Here is a 17,711-nt window from a genome sequence, read left to right as displayed (position 1 = left end):
GACATTGCGGAGGAAAATCATGGCCGGTGTGGAAATCGCGGTGGACGGGCTGACGAAGTCGTTCGGCGCGCAGAGGATCTGGCAGGATGTCTCGCTGACCTTGCCCCGGGGCGAGGTCAGCGTCCTGCTCGGCCCGTCCGGCACCGGCAAGTCGGTGTTCTTGAAGTCGCTCATCGGCCTGCTGCGGCCGGAGGAGGGCTCGATCATGATCGACGGGACCGACATTCTGACGTGCACCGCCAAGGAGCTGTACGAGATCCGCAAGATGTTCGGGGTGCTGTTCCAGGACGGCGCGCTATTCGGGTCGATGAACCTCTACGACAATGTCGCGTTCCCGCTGCGTGAACACACCGCGAAGTCGGAGAGCGAGGTCCGCAAGGTCGTGATGGCGAAGCTGGACATGGTCGGACTCACCGGCTCCGAGGACAAGCTGCCGGGTGAGATCTCCGGCGGGATGCGCAAGCGCGCCGGCCTGGCCCGCGCGCTGGTGCTCGACCCCCAGATCGTCTTGTGCGACGAGCCCGACTCCGGACTCGACCCGGTCCGCACCGCATACCTGTCGCAGCAACTTATCGATATCAACGCCGAGACGGACGCGACCATCCTCATCGTGACGCACAATATCCAGCTCGCCCGCACCGTCCCCGACAATATGGGCATGCTCTTCCGCAAGGAACTCGTCATGTTCGGCCCGCGGGAGGTGCTGCTGACCTCGGACGAGCCCGTCGTCGAGCAGTTCCTCAACGGCCGGCGCATCGGTCCCATCGGTATGAGCGAGGAGAAGGACTCCGCCCAAATGAGCCAGGAGCAGGCGATGGTCGAAGCCGGCCACAGCGACGGCGGAGCGCCGGAGGACGTGCGCGGCGTCGTGCCCCAATTGGAGCCGACCCCCGGACGCCCGATCCGGACGGCCGTCGCCCGTCGGCAGGCCCGGGTGGAGGAGATCATGCACACGCTGCCGCCATCCGCCCAGGCCGCGGTTAGCGAATCGCTGCGGTCCGAGGGCCGGCACAGCGCCCTGACGCCGGCCTGACCCCGCGCGATCAACCGAAGAACGGCGGCGCGAACCCGCAGGGCACCTTCTGCTGCTCGACGTCGTCGAGCGCGTTGAGCACCATCGTCGCCGCCCGCTCCGAACCGCAGATCCCCAGGTGGTCGCTGTGGTCCTCGGGGCAGCCGTCCTGCACGACGACGTTCGTCACATCCATCCCCGGACCCCCGGGCACCTGCCCGTTTGTGTAGGGGTTCACGAACTCGTCGTGGCGGGTGGAGATGTTGGTGTACTCGATGCCCTCGACATAGGGCCCGCCGCCGGCGTTGAGCTTGGCCAGGAACGCCGAGCCGGCGATCATCTGCGGGATGGACACGCTGGACGCGATGCCGCCGCCCACCCCGAAGCGCATGCTGACCGAGCCCAGCGCGCCGCGGACCGCGCCGAACGCCTCGGTGCCGTGCCACAGCGGCGCGAGCGAGACATAGCGCCGGATCTTGCCCTGACCGCCGAGGTACTTCGCCCAGTAGTTGGGCACGATGGTGCCCTGGGAGTGCCCGACGACGTCGATCTGCGCCGCCCCGGTCGCGGCGAGGACCCGTTCCGCGAACTCGCCGAACTCCGCCGCGCTGTCCTCGATCAGCCGCATGCCGCCCATCGCGGAAACCGGCCACTTGGATCCGGGGATCGCGCCGTAGGTGAGGGTGAAGACGGAGAAGCCGTGGTTGGTGAGCAGCGGAACGTAAGGGCCCCAATTGGTTTGGCCGCCGCCGCCCGTCCCGTGCACGAGGACGACGGGGATGGGGCGCTCCGCGCTGAGCGGGGTGTCCCAGCGATTCGCGCCGGGCAGCGCGCCGCCCGGGTGCCGGATCTCGGGGGCGATGCCCGAGAAGAAGTCGTAGTCGACCCGGCGCTGGTGCATGGCCGGCGCCGCCACCGTCGTCGTCTCCCCGCTCGCGCGGACGCTCACATGCGGGACCCGGGAATCGCCGGCCGCGGGCGCGTCACCGTGCGGCAGGCTCACGGACACGTGGGCGAGATCGGGCCGCGGCGCGGGCAGCCGCGCCCCCACCGCGCCGGCCGCCACGACCGCCGCGCGCACCGTCGCCGCCAGCGCCAGCGAGGCCGCGTCCACCGCCGCGTCCCCCGCGACCACGTCCAGCGCCCCGACGGACTTCTGGAGCACGGTGGCGACCCGCACGGGCACCGCCATCGCGTCGCCGAGCATGTGAATCAGGTCGAGGTTAGGCATTTCCGCAGCATACAAGAGCCGATTTGACCGCACCGCCCTTCTCCCATAGGTGCTAGCCTGGGGAAATCGCGGTCGCCGGCATCTAGTTCTGGCCCCGCAGAGATGGTCGGCTTCTGGCATCTCGCCGCCGAATTCCATCCCTGGATCCATCGATCCCACTCGACCGACATTTAGCCGTCTCCCGCCGCGCATGGTCAGCGGCCTCTTTCGCGATCGAGACGACGCAACCGCAAGGACTCTTCCGTGCAGCACTTAACCCTCGGCGTCATCGCCAACTCGAGCAAGACCGACGAACAACGCCTGCCGATCCACCCGCTCCACCTGGACCGGGTCGACGCGGACCTGCTCGCCCGCATGCATTTCGAGGCCGGCTACGGCGAGCCCTTCGGCATCTCCGACAAGCAGTTGGCGCTGTCCGTCGCGGGCATCCGCACCCGCGCCGAGCTCATCGCGGAGTCCGACGTGATCCTGCTGCCCAAGCCGCAGGCCGCGGACCTGGCCGAGCTGCGCGTGGGGCAGGTCCTGTGGGGCTGGCCGCACTGTGTGCAGGATCAGGAGCTGACTCAGCTGGCGATCGACCGCAAGCTGACGCTCATCGCGTTCGAGGCGATGAACTACTGGACGTCGGAGGGCTGGTTCAGCCTGCACGTGTTCCACAAGAACAACGAGCTCGCGGGCTATTGCTCCGTCCTGCACGCGATGCACCTGCACGGCTCCACCGGCCACTACGGCCGCCGCCTGAACGCCGTCGTCATCGGCTTCGGCGCCACCGCCCGCGGGGCCGTCACCGCGCTGAACGCGTTGGGCATCCACGACGTGCACGTGGTCACCCAGCGCGGGGTCACCGCCGTCGGCTCGCCCATCCACTCCGCGGAGATCGTGCAGATGGACAGCTCCGACGACGCCGACGAGGCGGACACCGGGCTATATGTCACCACCGACGACGACGGCCGCATCCCCCTCGCCGGCTTCCTCACCGGCCACGACATCATCGTGAACTGCGTGCTGCAGGATCCGAACTCGCCGCAGATGTTCCTGGACGAGGCGGATCTGGCGGAGATGGCGCCGGGCAGCCTGGTCGTGGACGTGTCCTGCGACGAGGGGATGGGCTTCAGCTGGGCGCTGCCGACGACGTTCGCCGATCCCACGTTCATCGTCGGCGAGGACGTCCGCTACTACGCCGTCGACCACAGCCCGAGCTACCTGTGGAACTCCGCCACCTGGGAGATCAGCGAGGCGCTGCTGCCGTTCCTGCGGACCGTGCTCGACGGCCCCGCCGCCTGGGCGGAGGACCCCACCCTGAGCAAGGCCGTCGAGATCCGCGACGGCGTGATCGTCAACCCGGACATCCTGGAGTTCCAGCACCGCGGCGCGGAGTATCCGCACGCCATCGGCGACTGAGGCCGCGCCCGGTCCGCGCGTGGGGACCCCGCCCCCTAGGCTGACTCATCATCTGACGAGTTGGACCAAGGAAGCGGGTCGGCAATGGGCACCCCCCACATCGGCGACAAAGAGCGGTTCGACCAGCGCTGGGACGCCGAGCCCGCCCTCACCGACGAGCGCGCTGTCCGCCGGCCGCCGCACCCCGACGCGGACCCGTTCTACCTCCCGCCCGCGGGCTTCGAGGCCGCGGCGCCGGGGACCATCCTGGCGGCGCGGGCCGTGCGGACGGCGATATTCGGGCGGATCCCCCAGCGGTTCCCGGCCTGGCAGCTGCTCTACCGCACCTCCGACCTGCACGGGGCGCCCGCCGCCGCGGTGACCACGGTGCTGCTGCCCGCGGGCGGCACGCCGGACGCGACCCGTCCGCTGCTGTCCTTCCAGTGCGCCATCGACGCCGTCTCCGCCACCTGTTTCCCGTCCTACGCGCTGCGCCACGGGTCCCGGGCCGGCGGCTCGGTGCCCCAGCTCGAGTTCCTGTTCCTGGCGTCGGCCCTGGCCCGCGGCTGGGCCGTCACCATCCCCGACCATGAGGGCACCCGCGGCCGCTGGGGCATCCCCCGCGAGCCGGGCTATATCGCCCTCGACGGCATCCGCGCCGCGCTCGCCTTCGAGCCGCTGGGCCTGACGGAGAACACGCAGATCGGACTGTGGGGCTACTCGGGGGGCGGGCTCGCCTCCGCGTGGACCGCCGAGATGGCGCCCGAGTACGCGCCGGAGCTCGACATCGTCGGGGCCTTCCTCGGCTCGCCCGTCGGCGACCTGCCCTCGACCTTCCTGCGGCTGAACGGCACCCTGCACGCCGGGCTGCCCACGCTGGTGATCGCCGGGCTGCGCCGCGCGTACCCCGAACTGGAGACGATCATCGACCAGAACGTCAACGCGAAGGGCCGCAGACTGCTGGCCGCCGTGGAGCGCCAGAGCACCGTCTCCGCCGTCGCCCGGCTGGCACGGCACGACCTCGACGACTACCTGACCATCCCCCTCGCCGACCTGCTGGCGATGCCCGCGGTGGTGGAGGTGTTCGACGACCTCGCGGTGGGCACCCGCAAGCCGGCCGCGCCGCTGATGATCGTGCAGGCGGTGCGCGACCAGATCATCCACATCGACGACGTCGACGGCCTGGCCCGGCGCTACCTCGACCTCGGCGCGCACGTGACGTACCTGCGGGACCGGTACAGCGAGCACATCTCGCTGCAGCCGCTGTCCGCGCCGCTGGCGGTCGACTGGCTCGCGGACCGGTTCAACGATCGCCCGCTGCCCGCGTCGGATATCCGGACCGTCCGCTCGGTCGCGCTCGTGGCCGGGCTGTTGGCGAACGGCCTCACCGTCCTGAAGATGCTGCTGCGCCAGCCCATCCGCCCCACCGCCCGGTAGCGCCTACTTCCCCAGGAATCGCGCGAACGCCGCCTGCGCCTCGGGCGAGCGCTTGCGCCGCCCGAAGTGCACCGCCTCGACCTGAAGGGTGTCCAGCACCTCCTCGAGCTGGGGCCTGCGCAGCAGCATCTTCGTCAGCTCCACCGACTCCGCCGGCGACGACGCGATCCGCTCCGCACGTTCCAGCGCCACCTCGAGCGCGGCCCCGTCGGCTACCGCCCGGTTGATGACGCCGGCCTCGGCGGCCTCCGCCGCGGAGAACATCTCGCCCAGCATCAGCAGCTCCGTCGCCCGCTTGAGCCCCGCCGACTGGGGCAGCAGGAGGCTCGACGCGCCCTCGGGGCACAGGCCCAGCGGCACGAAGGGCACCCGGAACCTGGCGCCGTGGCCCGCGTAGGCGAGGTCGCAGTGCAGCAGCAGCGTCGTGCCGATCCCCACCGCGAAGCCCTCCACCGCCGCGATGATCGGCTTGCGCGCGGTGGCCAGCGCGAGCAGCAGCTCCATCGCCGGGCCCGGAGCGGCCTGGTCAGCGGCGGCCGCCGCGCCGTCGGCGTGGAAGCTCCCGATGTCGTTTCCGCTGGTGAATACTCCACCCGCGCCGGTGAGAACGCTGACCCGCGTCTCCGGGTCCTCATCCGAGGCCCGCACCGCGGCCGCCAGCGCGCTGTACGTGGCGTGGTCCAGCGCGTTGCGGCGCGCCGGCCGGTCGATGGTGATCAGCCGGATGCCGTCGGCTGGGGTCTCGATCCGAATACTCACGTGTGTCTCCGTCAAGTGGGTGATGAGGAACCTGGCTCAGTTGAAGGTCTTGCCCTCTGCGGCCAGGCTCGCGAGCAGCGGGGCCGGCTCTATGCCGACATCTCGCAGGGCCTGCGCGACGACGGGCAGGCCCACGGTGTCCGCGTAGAACATCGGCCCGCCGTGGTGCCGGGGGAAGCCGTAGCCGGCGAGGTAGACGACGTCGATGTCGGAGGCGCGCAGCGCGATCCCCTCCGCCAGGATCCGCGCGCCCTCGTCGGCCAGCGCGTAGACCAACCGGGCGACGATCTCGGCGGCGGCGAACTCGCGCCGGACGGTCCCGCGCTCCCGGTGGTACTCGGCGAGCAGCTCGTCCACCACCGGGCTCGGCAGCGCGTCGCGCTTGCCCGGGGCGTAGTCGTACCAGCCGGCGCCGGTCTTCTGCCCGTACCGGCCGAGCTCGCAGAGCCGGTCCGCGATGACCTCGCGCGGGGCGTCGGGGTGCTCCGCGTAGCGGCGCTGGCGGATGGCGTGGCCGATGTCGTTGCCGGCCATGTCGCCCATCCGGTACGGGCCCATCGCGAAGCCGAATCCCTCGATGGCGGCGTCGATCTCGGCGGGCGTCGCACCGGCCTCGAGCAGCTCGCTGGCCGCGCCGCGGTACTTGGCCAGCATCCGGTTGCCGATGAAGCCGTCGCAGACGCCGGAGACCACGCCGACCTTGCCGATCCGCTTGGCCAGCGCCATCGCGGTCGCGAGGACCTCGTCGGACGTGGCGGCGCCGCGCACGACCTCCAGCAGCGGCATCACGTTCGCCGGGCTGAAGAAGTGCAGTCCCACAACGCTTTCCGGACGCTTGGTGAATCCGGCGATGGCGTCGAGATCCAGCGTGGACGTGTTCGACGCGAGGATGGCGCCGGGGCGCAGCGCCTTGTCGAGGCTGCCGAACACCGCCTCCTTGACGCCCATGTCCTCGAATACCGCCTCGATCGCCAGGTCGACGCCGCCGAGGTCCGCGTAGTCGGTGGTCGGGGTGAGCAGCGCGAGGCGGGCCTCGAGCGCGGCCGCGGAGAGCCGGCCCTTGTCCACCTGGGATCGGTAGTTGCGGCGGATGGTGGCCAGGCCGCGGTCGAGGGGCTCCTGCGCCGTCTCCAGCAACGTCACCGGGACCCCGGCGTCGAGGAAGGCCATCGCGATGCCGCCGCCCATCGTGCCGGCGCCGACCACGGCCACGGAACCGATCTCGCGGGGGGTCGCGGCCAGGCCGGGGATCCGCTGCGCCGCGCGCTCGGCGAAGAACGCGTGCCGGCGGGCCGCGGACTGGGGGCCTCCGACCAACTCGAGGAAGACCTCGCGCTCCGCCGCCACGCCCTCCTCATATGGCAGCGTCAGCGCCTTCTCCACCAGGTCCAGGGCGAGCAGCGGGGCGAGGAAGCCGCGCGAGCGCTTCGTCAGCGGCCCGCGCAGGCTCGCGACGTCGGCCGCCGCGGCGGGGTCGGGGGTCAATTCCCGCACCTTCGGGGTCGCGCCGCCGCAGCCCCGGGCGTACTCCACCGCGGCGGCAATCACGTCGCCGTCGACCACGAGGTCCAGGATCTTCTGGCCCGGGGCCTGGGACAACGCCCTGGCCGTGCGCGGCGCGCCACCTGTGATCATGTCCGCGGCGGTCCGCGCGTCGAGCACGCGGGGCAGCCGCTGCGTGCCGGTCGCCCCCGGCACCAGTCCGAGCGCCACCTCTGGCAGACCGATCCGCGCGGCGGCGTCGGCCACCCGGTAGTGCGCGCCCAGCGCCAGTTCCAGGCCGCCGCCCAGGCACGAGCCCGCGATCGCCGCGACGACCGACTTCGGGGAGTCCTCCACAGCGGCGATGACCTCGGTCAGCCGCGGCGACGCCAGCGCGGCGGGCGTGCCGAACTCGGTGATGTCCGCGCCGGCGGAGAACGCCTTGGCGCTGCCCGTGAGCACGATCGCGCGCACCTCCGCGTCGGCGAGCGCGCGCTCAAGGTCGGCGACGATCCCCGTCCGGGTCGCCAGTCCCAGCCCGTTGACCGGGGGGTTGGTGATCTCGATGATCGCGATGTCGCCGTCCAAGCGGTACTGCGTAGACATGGGGGTGCTCCTTGTTCGTGGTGCCACGGCGGCACAGCGGTCCTGTGCATATCGAACCCGACGTTGCGCGCCGCGTCCAAGTGGAAATTCGTTCCGATGCGACAGCGAATTCGTATCAATACGCGCCAGCTCCACATCCGCAACCCCGCATGCCGATGGACGAGCGCTGGAATACTGGTGACGAGCGCCACAGTGTTCGCAATTCGACCCCTCGGAGGATCCCATGCCGACCATCGCCGGAACCCTGCGCTCGTCCGCCGCCCGCGTCCCGGACCGCGAGGCCCTGATCTTCGAGGACGCCGCCTACACCTACGCCGAGCTCGACGCCCAGGTCGACCGTGCCGCCGCCGTCCTGCTCGAGCGCGGCGTCGCCAAGGGCGACCGGGTCGCGCTGATGTCCACGAACACCGATCGCTTTGTCATCGCCTTCTACGCCGCGGCGCGGGTCGGCGCGGTCGTGGTGCCCGTCAACCCCGCCTCCGCCGCGCCGGAGCTGGACTATCTGATCCGCGACTCCGGCGCCGCCGCGCTGATCTTCGACCCGGCCCTGCACGTCGCCGTCCGCAAGGCCCTGGCCAACGGCCTGCCGGACGGGCTGCGGATCTTCTCGACCTACGCCGTCGACGGCTTCGAGGACCTCTTCGCCCTCGCGGCCGAGCAGCCGGGCGGACCCGTCGAGGTCGAGGTCGCCGAGTCCGACAACGCGCAGATCCTCTACACCTCCGGCACCACGGGCAACCCGAAGGGCGCGCTCTTCGACCACTACCGCGTCCTGTGGGAGGCCACGGCCTGCATCGCGACCGTCGGGCTCAAGGACGCCGACCGTCTGCTGCACGTCGCCCCGCTCTACCACGCGGCCGAGCTGAACATCCTGCTCGTCCCCGGCACCCTGATCGGCGCCACCCACGTGGTCCACAGCTCCTTCGACCCCGCCAAGGTCATGGAAACCATTGAGCGCGAACGCATCACGATGTTCTTCGGCGTGCCCACCATATTCCAGTTCCTGCTGCGTCTGCCGAACCTCGCCGACCGGGACGTCGCCGCCTGGCGCACCGGCTTCTACGGCGCCGCGCCGATGCCCGCCACCGCGGTGCAGCAGCTGGTCGCCGCCTTCCCCACCGTCGAGTTCATGAACCTGTGCGGGCAGACGGAGGCCGGCCCCGGCGGCATCTTCCTCAATCACGAGCAGGTGGTCGCCCGGCCCGACGCCAGCGGCCGGCAGGCGCTGATCACCATGGAGGTGCGCGTCGTCGACCCCGAGGGGAACGACGTGGCCGCCGGCGAGGTCGGCGAGATGATCCTGCGCGGGCCCACCATGATGAAGGAGTACTGGAACAAACCGGAGGCGACGGCCGAGACCATGCGCGACGGCTGGATCCACACCGGCGACCTGACCCGCCTCGACGCCGACGGCTACATGACGCTCGTCGACCGGCTCAAGGACATGATCATCACCGGCGGGCACAACGTGTACTCGATCGAGGTGGAGAACGCGATCGCCGCGAATCCCGCCGTGCTGGACTGCGCCGTCATCAGCCGCCCGCACGAGGACTACGGCGAGTCCATCGTCGCGGTCGTGACGCTCAAAGACGGTGCGGCACTGGATCTTCAGGAGCTACGCGAGTTCTGCGGGGAGCGGATCACGCACTATAAGCTGCCGCACGACCTCGTCGTCGTGGACGCGATCCCCCGCAATCCGTCGGGCAAGATCCTCAAGCGGACGGTGCGGGAGAAGCTCCTGTCCTCGTAGGATCCGGCTACGGCTGCACCACCGACTGCCCACCCTCACATTTCAAGAGTCCATAGACTGAAGTCCCGTAGGCTCCCTCGTCTGTGCACGGTCCTATCACGGTGCCGGCGTCCGGATTCGTCGGCGGTGTCACCCTGCCGAGAGCAGCATCGTGCTGCGCCGCGCACTCCGCAGACCAATTGGTGGTGCCATCGGTATAGAACGTCGTGCCGCGTTCATAGCCGTCCAGGCCACAGCGTTCGATAACCGGCGCCGCCCGTTGCGTGGGCGCCGGAGGCGGCTGCCAGGCGCTGGTGCGGACGGGCGCCAGGACGCTTGGCTGGATAGGGGGTGCGACCTCCTCCGTCGAGGTCTCCGCAGCCTCAGGCAGAGCGCTTTCCGGCTCAGCCGACGGTTGCGGTGGCTTTACGCTGGTCGTCGGCGCCAGGGACGGGGTGCCTGGCTGGTCGTTTGTGGCGCATCCGCCCAAAATTAGTAGCCCCGCCGCCAAGCCGACCACGCACGCAACATGTCTCATATCCACTGCCTTTTCTCTACCGCCGGCGAAGGACAGCGAGAGCCGCAGTCCGTATGCGGCCGAACCCTACTCAGCCGGACTGACAACAAGCGGATCTCGCATCAGTCCAGGAAGATGTCGATCTCGAAGTCGGTCGCGCCGGGCGTGACGGCGTAGCCGCTGAAATCGGTCATCCCGGCCTCGCGCAGCACGTTGTCGTCGATCAGCGTCTCGCCGGTGCGCGCGCTCGTCAGGACCAGATGCGCGGCGTCCGCCATGATCTCGGGTTTGCGGCCCTTCGCCGCGGCCGCCTCCCCGCCGAGGAGGTTCTCCACGGCGGCAGTGGCGATCAGGGTGCGGGGCCACAGCGTGTTCGACGCGATCCCCGCGGTCCGCAGCTCCTCCGCGAAGCCCAAGGCCGCCAGGGTCATCCCGTACTTGGCGAGGAGGTATCCGGGGTGCGCGCCGAGCCAGTGCGGCGCGAGGTTCAGCGGCGGCGAGAGCGTGAGGACGTGCCCGCCCTCGGCCGCGCGCAGATGCGGGATCGCGGCTTTGGTCAGCGCGAAGGTGCCGCGGACGTTGATGTCCTGCATCAGGTCGTAGGCCTTCATCGGCAGGTCCTCGGTGCCGGCGAGGTTGATGGCGCTGGCGTTGTTCACGACGATGTCGATGCCGCCGAACCGCTCCACGGCCGCGGCCACCGCGCGGTCGATGTCGGCGTCATTGCGGACGTCGCCCACCAGCGGCAGCGCCTGCCCGCCCGCCGCCTCGATCTCCGCGGCGGCGGTGAACACGGTGCCGGCCAGCTTGGGGTGCGGTTCTGCGGTCTTGGCCAGCAGCGCGATGTTGGCCCCGTCCCGTGCGGCGCGCAGTGCGATCGCGAGGCCGATGCCGCGGCTCCCGCCGGAGATCAGCAGGGTCTTGCCGGCCAGCGTTCCAGTGTTCGTCATGCCCTCCATCAGACCGCCGCCGCTTTCCGTTGTCAATGGTCCCCAGCCGACGGCGATGTCATTTCCGATTGTCCGGTCAGGACAATCGGACGGCCGCCCGCGAATAACGCGCGGCATCCCATATCCGCAGTTCAAGACCGGATATAGCAAACCCCCACGCCGTGTTGCCGACAGCCGATACTGTCCTGACATGCCATTGAGTGCGGAGCGCATCGAGCAGGAGGCGGCCCAGATCGCCCGGTCCCTGGACGTGCGGCGGATAGAGCTGTTCGAGTCCGTGGTCGACGTCATCCGGACAGAGATCGTCGAGCTCCACGCGGAGGGCCCGCTGCTGGATCTGTTGCGCGCCAGCGTCGAGGCCAATGTCGACACGATTTTGCACAACATCGCCAATTCCATCGCCCCGGAGCACTTCGACGCGCCCCCGGCGGCGCTGGAGTACGCCTGGCGGTTGGCCCAGCACGGGGCGCCCGTCAACGCCCTGGTCCGCGCCTATCGGCTGGGGCACTCCAATCTGACCAACGCCGTGTTCGAGGAGCTGCGCCGCACCCATGCCGCGCCGGAGCTGGAAGTGCCTGTGGTGCAACACATCATGGCGGTGATGTCGGACTATATCGACCGGGTCTCCCTGCAGGTGGTGGACGCCTACGAGCGCGAGCGGGAGCGGCGGCTCGCGAACCAGAGCAGTGTGCGGGCCGTCCGCGTGCAGGAGATCCTGGCGGGCCACGCGCAATCGAGCACCGGCGCGGACATCAACTACCCGCTGGCGCAAACACATGTCGCCGTGATCGCTTGGGACACAAGCGATCGCCGTGTCCGAGGCCAGCAGGACGCGCTCGCCAAACTGGAGCGGGCGGCCCAGGATTTCGCGGAGTTCGCCGAAGCCGCCGGCGATCCCCTGTTCATCGCCTCCGACCGCGCCACCGCCTGGTTCTGGGCGCCGCTGGGGCAGCGCACCGACACCCGCGCCGATCTCGAAGCCTTCACCGCCGGGCGGGTCGACCAGGTCGCGCTCGCCGTCGGCACCGCCGGCCAGGGCATCCAAGGCTTCCGCGATTCCCACGCCCAGGCCCAGCGCGCGTATTCGGTGGCCGTCGCGGACCCGCACCGGCCGCCATCCGTCACCTCTTATTCCACGCCCGGCGTCTCCACGGTCTCGCATCTGCTGGGCGACCTGCCGGCGACCCGGATCTGGCTGCGCCAGCAGCTCGGCGGCCTGGCCGCGGACACCGAGGCCGCGGCGCGGCTCCGCGAGACCGTGCGGGTCTACCTGGCCAGCAATATGAGCAACACCGCGACGGGCAAAGTGCTGCACCTGCACTACAACTCGGTGAAGTACCGCATCAAGCGGGCCGAGGAGCTCCGCGGCGGCCCGCTGGCCCACGACCGACTGGGCCTCGAGCTCGCCCTACTGGCATGCCACTGGCTGGGCCCCGCCGTGCTGCCACCCGCCTGACGGCCGGCGTCCTTGCACGGCCCCGCCGCCGAGAATGCACATCTGCAGAAACCGCCCGGCGTGTCGCCTGCATTTGCGCATTCTCGAGCCTCGGCAAAAGCGAGCAGCGGGTCAGCCCCGGCGCAGGTACTTCAGCGCCGACTCGGCCGCGTTGTACCCGCACATCCCGTGCGCGCCGGCGCCCGGCGGTGTGGACGCCGAGCACAGATAGGTTCCCGGCACCCCGGTGGCATACGGGTCCAGCGCGATGCGCGGTCGCAGCACCACCTGCGTCTCGTTGTTGGCGCCGCCGATGATGTCCCCGCCCACGTAGTTGGGGTTGGCCGCCGCCAGCTGGGCCGGGCTGGACGAGGCCGTCGCGCGGATCCGGTCCCGGAAGCCCGGCGCGAACCGCTCGATCTGCGCCGTCACCGCCGCGGTCGCGTCACCCGTATAGCCGTGCGGCACATGGGCGTACGCGTAGATCGGGTGCAGGTCGCCGTGGGAGCGGCTGGGGTCGGCCACATGCTGTTGTCCCAGGAGCGTGAACGGGCGCGCCGGCATCCGGCCGGCGGCGACGTCCTTCTCGGCCTGCGCGATCTCCGCGAAGGAGCCGCCCAGGTGGACGGTCCCCGCGCGGCCGCAGGCGGGGTCGGCCCAGGGGATGCCGCCCTCGACGGCGTAGTCGACCTTGAACGCGCCGGGCGCGTGCTTGAACCGCCGGTAGGCGCGGGCGACCCGGTCCGGCATCCGCGAGCCCAGGATGCCGAGCGCGGCGGCGGGGGCGACGTCGAGCAGCACGACGTCGGCGGCGGGGATGTCCGCCCAATCCCGCACGCGCACACCGGTTGTCACCTTCCCGCCATGCTCCTCGAGCTCCGCGACGAGGGCGTTGGCGATGGCCTGGGAGCCGCCCTCCGCCACCGGCCAGCCGTAGCGGTGGCCGGCGGCGACGATCATCATCCCCACCGCGGACGTCGCCGGGCGGTCGAGGCGGTAGTAGGCATGCGCCGCCACGCCGCCGAACAGCGCCTGGGCCTTGTCCGTGCGCCACCAGCGGGCCGCGACGGTGGCGGGTAGCAGCGCCCTCGGGCCGAACGAGGCCAGCTTGAGGGGATGCCGGGGGATGTTGGCGATCGGCCGCATGAGGTCCGCGGCCAGGTCGTCGAAGTTCGCCGACAGCGAGCCGAACATCTGCCGCCACCGCTTGCCGTCCGCGCCCAGCCCGGCCGCGGTCTCCCCGATGGAGCGGTGCAGCAGGGCCGCGTCCGCGCCGTCGAGGGGGTGCGCGCAGTCGACGTCGGCCCACCGCCACCGCAGCCCATGCCGCGCCAAGTCCAGGGTCTGCAGGTACGGCGAGCCGGCGCCCATCGGGTGGAAGGCGGAGCACTCGTCGTGCAGCAGGCCGGGCAGGGTGAGCTCGGCCGAGCGGGTGCCGCCGCCGATGGTGTCGGCGGCCTCGAGGACCTGCACGTCGACCCCGTTGCGGGCCAGGTGGACCGCGGCGGCGAGCCCGTTCGGCCCGCTGCCGACGACGACTGCGGTGGTCACTGCCGCACCTTCCCCTTCGAGACGTTGTGGTCCAGTCGCCACCGCACGTCGAACGGGATGGGCCCGTTCGGCAGCCACGGCTGCTCGTTGACGGCGTCGGCCACCTTGTAGGTGCCGCGCTCGATGACGCCGAGCGCCGCGTCGATCACCTTGTACTCCTGGACGCCCTTGTGGATCGGCTGCGACTCGATCCAGGCCACGACCATCTCGGCGGGCGCGAAGTTGCAGCGCTGCTGGATGGCCTCGATGAGGTGCTCGTCGTGCAGGTGCCCGTCGCCGAAGTTGAAGCCCATCACCGAGTTCGACGCGAACTCCGCCTCGCGCAGCGTGTAGGTGTCGATGTCCGCGCCCAGGTGGTTGAGCATCAGCGAGTACAGCGCGCGGCCCTGGCTGTGCAGTGCGCGGAAGGAGAGCAGCTGGTGCATCACGACGTCGGCCACTGCCGGCGGGTAGGAGGCGAGCAGCTGCGTCCGGGTGTTCTGCGAGGGCCGCTTGATGAACTCGTCGATCTTGTCCTCGGCGCCGGGCGCGAAGGCCCAGGTGCCCGCCGCCCAGTTGCCGGCGTACTGGCGCATGGACGGCAGGAACGAGACGAGGTCGGGCCGCAGGTTGCCCAGGATCGGGAAGATCAGCAGCGCGGCGACGATGAGCACGGTCAGCCACGGCGATGACATGTCCGTGACGGCGTAGCCCTCCCACGCCGGGAAGCCCATGAAGAGGAAGACGCTGAGGTAGGCGAACAGGATATTCCACTCCAGGGGCACCGCCAGGGGGAACGTCGAGAGGATGAACAGGTGGAAGGCGACCATCAGGATCACGGCGAGCAGGGTGAGGGTGCGGCTGGTGGAGAAGAGCAGGATCAGCGGGGTGACGACCTCGACGACGGTGCCGAGGATGTGCGCGACGCCGCCGCCGACCTTGGACGGGCGCAGGTCGGTGGGGTGGTTGCGGTAGTGGGCGCGCTTGATCGTTTTGCTCCACAGCCACGGGGTGTTGCTGATCATCGGGGGCACCACCATCGAGAAGTGCCGGCCCAGCTTGGACACGCCCGCGCCCATCCAGACTATGACGATCAGCAGCTTGAGCGCGATGATCATGTCCACGAACGGCAGCGCGGCGAAGAACACCATGGCGGGCAGGTACTGCTCGCTGCGGGCCGCGATGAAGATCGTCTTGTCCCGCAGGCCGATGAGCACCAGCAGCGCGATCATCGGAAAGATCAGGGCCGGCCGCACGAGGCCGCTGTTGCCATCTATGGCGGCGTCGATCGAGGCCGTGTGCACCCCAGGAAGGATCAGTGCCGCCACGATATTGGCGAGCAGCGCGACGTAGAGGACGACGTCGCCGACCGTGCGGGAGTCACCGGCGGTCAGCGGGACCCTGCCCGGCCACGGTGGCAGCCGGATGGTGCCGGGCCGCAGCCAGAACAGCAGCCCGCCGGTCATCGGCTTGAAGTGGCCGGCGAGAGGGCCCCACGAGCCTGCGACGCCGAGGGCCTCCAGCAGCACCGTCCAGAGCAGCAGCTTCTGGTAGACCACCGGCTGGTTCCACCAGGAGCCGATGTCGAACACCCCGTACCCCGAGGTCAGCGTCGCGATTGTCACGCCCGCCCCGATATAGAGGAACAACAGCTTCATGATGTAGACGGTGTGCACCATCTTCGGGGTGCCGAAGCCGTGGTCCACCCAGTGCAGCGACAGCACGCGCAGCCGCTCGAGGAAGGGCCGCTCGAGAAAGGTCTCGGGGTCGACGTCGGGGAAAGGCCCGGTTTTGAATCCCATCTTGCACTCCTGATGTGGGTAGGGGTCATCGCCCCGGGTGGTGGCCGGGGTGTTGGCGAATCGGATTGGGTTAGACGGCAGGTATGCGGCGGCGCAGGCCCGGCTTGTCGATCTTGCCGACGGGGTTGCGGGGCAGCTCATCGAGTATGTGGATCATGGTGGGCCGCTTGACCTTCGCCAGCTGGTCCTCGAGGTGTGCGGCAAGCTGGGACTCGCTCACGGCCGCGTCGGGGTACGTGACGACGAAGGCGATCGGCACCTCGCCGTACACCTGGTCCGGCGCGCCGACCACCGCGGCCTCAAGCACCGCCGGATGGGTGGCAAGCGCGTTCTCGATCTCCTTGGGGTACACGTTCTCGCCGCCACGGATGATCATGTCTTTGATGCGGTCCACCAGCGTGAGGTAGCCGTCCGCGTCGAGTCGGCCGACGTCGCCGGAGTGCAGCCAGCCGTCGACGATGGTCCGCGCGGTCTCCTCCGGCATCCCCAGGTAGCCGCGCATCACAGCCGGGCCGCGGATGACCACCTCACCGTCGGTCTCGGCGGGGAGGATCCTGCCCTCCTCGTCCATGATCGCGACCTCCTGCCCGGGCAGTGCCGGGCCGACGGTGCCGAGCTTCCGGGGTCCGTCGACCGGGTTGCAGGTGGACGCGCAGGTGCCCTCCGTGAGCCCGTAGCCCTCCACGATCACGATGCCGAATTGGCGTTCTGCCTTGTCCAGCAGCTCCTTCGAGATCGGTGCGGCCCCGCAGACGGCGACGCGCAGCGAGGCGAGGTCGGTCTCCACCCTCTCGGCCTGGGCGACCAGCATCGCGTAGATCGTCGGCACCGCGGAGAAGTAGGTGGGCCGCAGCCGGGCAACGTCGGCGAGGAAGCGCGCGGGCGAGAAGCGCCCGGTGATGCTGATCTGCGCGCCCGCCAACAGCGAGGACAGCACGCTCGCGCAGATGGCGTTCGCGTGGAACAGCGGCAGGATCAACAGGCAGTGGTCGGCGGGGGTCAGCGACAGGTGGCGGGCCATCGAGGATCCCATGAACTGCAGGTTGTCGTGGTCGACCATCACACCCTTGGGCCGGCCCGTCGAGCCTGACGTGTAGATCAGCAGGGCCAGGTCATCGCCAGCCGGCTTGGGGAACGCGGGGCCGGAGCGCTCGGCGGACGCCATCTCGCCCACCCCGATTGCTGGCAAGCCCCCGGTGGGCGCGTCGGGGCCCGCGTTGACGACGAGGACCGCGCCCGCGTCCGCCATCTGGTGCGCCGCCTCCACCTCGGTGAACACCGGGTTGACGGGAGTAGCGGCCGCGCCGATGCGCCAGGACGCCATCATCGCGATGAGGAGCTCGACTCGGTTGGGGAGCATGATCGCCACGACGTCCCCGGCCACAGCCCCGCGGTCTCGCAGCTGATTGGCGAACGCGTCCACGCGCACGGCGAACTGCCGGTAGGTGAGCTCCAGCCGATCGTCCCGCACACAGACGCTATCGCCGTGCCGGGCCGCGAGGTCCCACGCGAAATAGCCGATGTCCGCCATCTTGAGGTCCGCCTTTGTGTCGAGGTGTGAGCTACGACACTAGGCTGGGCCAGCGGATAAGAGTACATGCCGAGCGGCCCAACTTCATGCGCCGCCTTGTCCCCTGCGGACAGTTCCCAGCACCACCGGAATCGCCCGTTTGAGTTGCGAGGTCCGCCAGGATGCCGCAAGGTGGAAGTAATGGGCGGTGCGGAGCACCACCCCCAGCCCTGTGCATCGACGGCCTTATCGTCGCGTATCACCTTGCGCGGAGCCGGGTTTCGACGCGCCTAAGCGTGCTCCGGTCGCGCCTGCGCAAGCCGATTCGGCC

General features: G+C 70.2%; 12 protein-coding genes. 5 read left to right on the top strand and 7 right to left on the bottom strand.

Annotated features, from left to right (window positions below):
* Positions 1-19 precede the first annotated feature (19 nt).
* Positions 20-1,033 (top strand): ABC transporter ATP-binding protein, encoded by a 1,014-nt coding sequence (locus TBIF_RS11525; protein ID WP_024794949.1) that lies wholly within the window; start codon positions 20-22, stop codon positions 1,031-1,033.
* A 10-nt stretch (positions 1,034-1,043) separates the two neighbouring features.
* On the opposite strand, the gene TBIF_RS23485 is transcribed toward TBIF_RS11525, so the two are convergent.
* Entirely contained in the window at positions 1,044-2,243 is a 1,200-nt protein-coding gene (locus TBIF_RS23485) for an esterase/lipase family protein (RefSeq protein WP_024794948.1), read from the bottom strand.
* Between the two features lie 243 nt (positions 2,244-2,486).
* Here TBIF_RS23485 and TBIF_RS11515 point away from each other — a divergent pair, with 243 nt between their 5' ends.
* Both TBIF_RS11515 and TBIF_RS11510 read left to right on the top strand, forming a co-directional pair.
* Complete coding sequence (locus TBIF_RS11515; RefSeq protein WP_024794947.1) at positions 2,487-3,644, top strand: N(5)-(carboxyethyl)ornithine synthase; 1,158 nt, start codon at positions 2,487-2,489, stop codon at positions 3,642-3,644.
* An 84-nt stretch (positions 3,645-3,728) separates the two neighbouring features.
* Positions 3,729-5,060 (top strand): lipase family protein, encoded by a 1,332-nt coding sequence (locus TBIF_RS11510; protein WP_024794946.1) that lies wholly within the window; start codon positions 3,729-3,731, stop codon positions 5,058-5,060.
* A 3-nt stretch (positions 5,061-5,063) separates the two neighbouring features.
* Here TBIF_RS11510 and TBIF_RS11505 read toward each other — a convergent pair whose 3' ends face one another.
* Both TBIF_RS11505 and TBIF_RS11500 read right to left on the bottom strand, forming a co-directional pair.
* Positions 5,064-5,819, bottom strand: a complete 756-nt coding sequence (locus TBIF_RS11505) for an enoyl-CoA hydratase-related protein (protein WP_024794945.1) — start codon at positions 5,817-5,819, stop codon at positions 5,064-5,066.
* A gap of 36 nt (positions 5,820-5,855) precedes the next feature.
* Entirely contained in the window at positions 5,856-7,907 is a 2,052-nt protein-coding gene (locus TBIF_RS11500) for a 3-hydroxyacyl-CoA dehydrogenase NAD-binding domain-containing protein (RefSeq protein ID WP_024794944.1), read from the bottom strand.
* Between the two features lie 223 nt (positions 7,908-8,130).
* Here TBIF_RS11500 and TBIF_RS11495 point away from each other — a divergent pair, with 223 nt between their 5' ends.
* The gene (locus TBIF_RS11495) at positions 8,131-9,657 is read left to right on the top strand and encodes a class I adenylate-forming enzyme family protein (RefSeq protein ID WP_024794943.1); all 1,527 of its coding nucleotides are present in this window, start codon (positions 8,131-8,133) and stop codon (positions 9,655-9,657) included.
* A gap of 618 nt (positions 9,658-10,275) precedes the next feature.
* Here the strand turns inward: TBIF_RS11495 and TBIF_RS11490 are convergent.
* On the bottom strand, positions 10,276-11,103 hold the full coding sequence (locus TBIF_RS11490) for an SDR family oxidoreductase (protein WP_024794942.1): 828 nt from the start codon (positions 11,101-11,103) through the stop codon (positions 10,276-10,278).
* 190 nt (positions 11,104-11,293) lie between these two features.
* Here TBIF_RS11490 and TBIF_RS11485 point away from each other — a divergent pair, with 190 nt between their 5' ends.
* Positions 11,294-12,559 (top strand): PucR family transcriptional regulator, encoded by a 1,266-nt coding sequence (locus TBIF_RS11485; RefSeq protein WP_024794941.1) that lies wholly within the window; start codon positions 11,294-11,296, stop codon positions 12,557-12,559.
* A 111-nt stretch (positions 12,560-12,670) separates the two neighbouring features.
* Here TBIF_RS11485 and TBIF_RS11480 read toward each other — a convergent pair whose 3' ends face one another.
* The 3 genes from TBIF_RS11480 to TBIF_RS11470 form a co-directional block, all read right to left on the bottom strand.
* Positions 12,671-14,089 (bottom strand): phytoene desaturase family protein, encoded by a 1,419-nt coding sequence (locus tag TBIF_RS11480; protein WP_024794940.1) that lies wholly within the window; start codon positions 14,087-14,089, stop codon positions 12,671-12,673.
* Positions 14,086-15,870 (bottom strand): DUF3556 domain-containing protein, encoded by a 1,785-nt coding sequence (locus tag TBIF_RS11475; RefSeq protein WP_024794939.1) that lies wholly within the window; start codon positions 15,868-15,870, stop codon positions 14,086-14,088. The genes TBIF_RS11480 and TBIF_RS11475 overlap by 4 nt, the downstream gene beginning before the upstream one ends.
* Positions 15,871-15,940: 70 nt before the next feature.
* Positions 15,941-17,401 carry a class I adenylate-forming enzyme family protein gene (locus TBIF_RS11470; RefSeq protein ID WP_024794938.1) on the bottom strand — a complete coding sequence of 487 codons (1,461 nt, stop codon included), beginning with the start codon at positions 17,399-17,401 and terminating at the stop codon, positions 15,941-15,943.
* Positions 17,402-17,711: the final 310 nt, after the last annotated feature.

Source organism: Tomitella biformata AHU 1821 (assembly GCF_000524475.1).
In the GTDB taxonomy this organism is placed as follows: Bacteria; Actinomycetota; Actinomycetes; order Mycobacteriales; family Mycobacteriaceae; genus Tomitella; species Tomitella biformata.
The sequence above is the reverse complement of the archived record's forward strand: the minus strand, read 5'-3'. Positions and strand labels throughout refer to the sequence as shown.

Bases quoted from the DNA above. Each gene is read 5' to 3' on its own strand.
- TBIF_RS11525 (WP_024794949.1), top strand. From the start codon at position 20: ATGGCCGGTGTGGAAATCGCGGTGGACGGGCTGACGAAGTCGTTCGGC.
- TBIF_RS23485 (WP_024794948.1), bottom strand. From the start codon at position 2,243: ATGCCTAACCTCGACCTGATTCACATGCTCGGCGACGCGATGGCGGTG.
- TBIF_RS11510 (WP_024794946.1), top strand. From the start codon at position 3,729: ATGGGCACCCCCCACATCGGCGACAAAGAGCGGTTCGACCAGCGCTGG.
- TBIF_RS11500 (WP_024794944.1), bottom strand. From the start codon at position 7,907: ATGTCTACGCAGTACCGCTTGGACGGCGACATCGCGATCATCGAGATC.
- TBIF_RS11495 (WP_024794943.1), top strand. From the start codon at position 8,131: ATGCCGACCATCGCCGGAACCCTGCGCTCGTCCGCCGCCCGCGTCCCG.
- TBIF_RS11490 (WP_024794942.1), bottom strand. From the start codon at position 11,103: ATGACGAACACTGGAACGCTGGCCGGCAAGACCCTGCTGATCTCCGGC.
- TBIF_RS11485 (WP_024794941.1), top strand. From the start codon at position 11,294: ATGCCATTGAGTGCGGAGCGCATCGAGCAGGAGGCGGCCCAGATCGCC.
- TBIF_RS11475 (WP_024794939.1), bottom strand. From the start codon at position 15,870: ATGGGATTCAAAACCGGGCCTTTCCCCGACGTCGACCCCGAGACCTTT.
- TBIF_RS11470 (WP_024794938.1), bottom strand. From the start codon at position 17,401: ATGGCGGACATCGGCTATTTCGCGTGGGACCTCGCGGCCCGGCACGGC.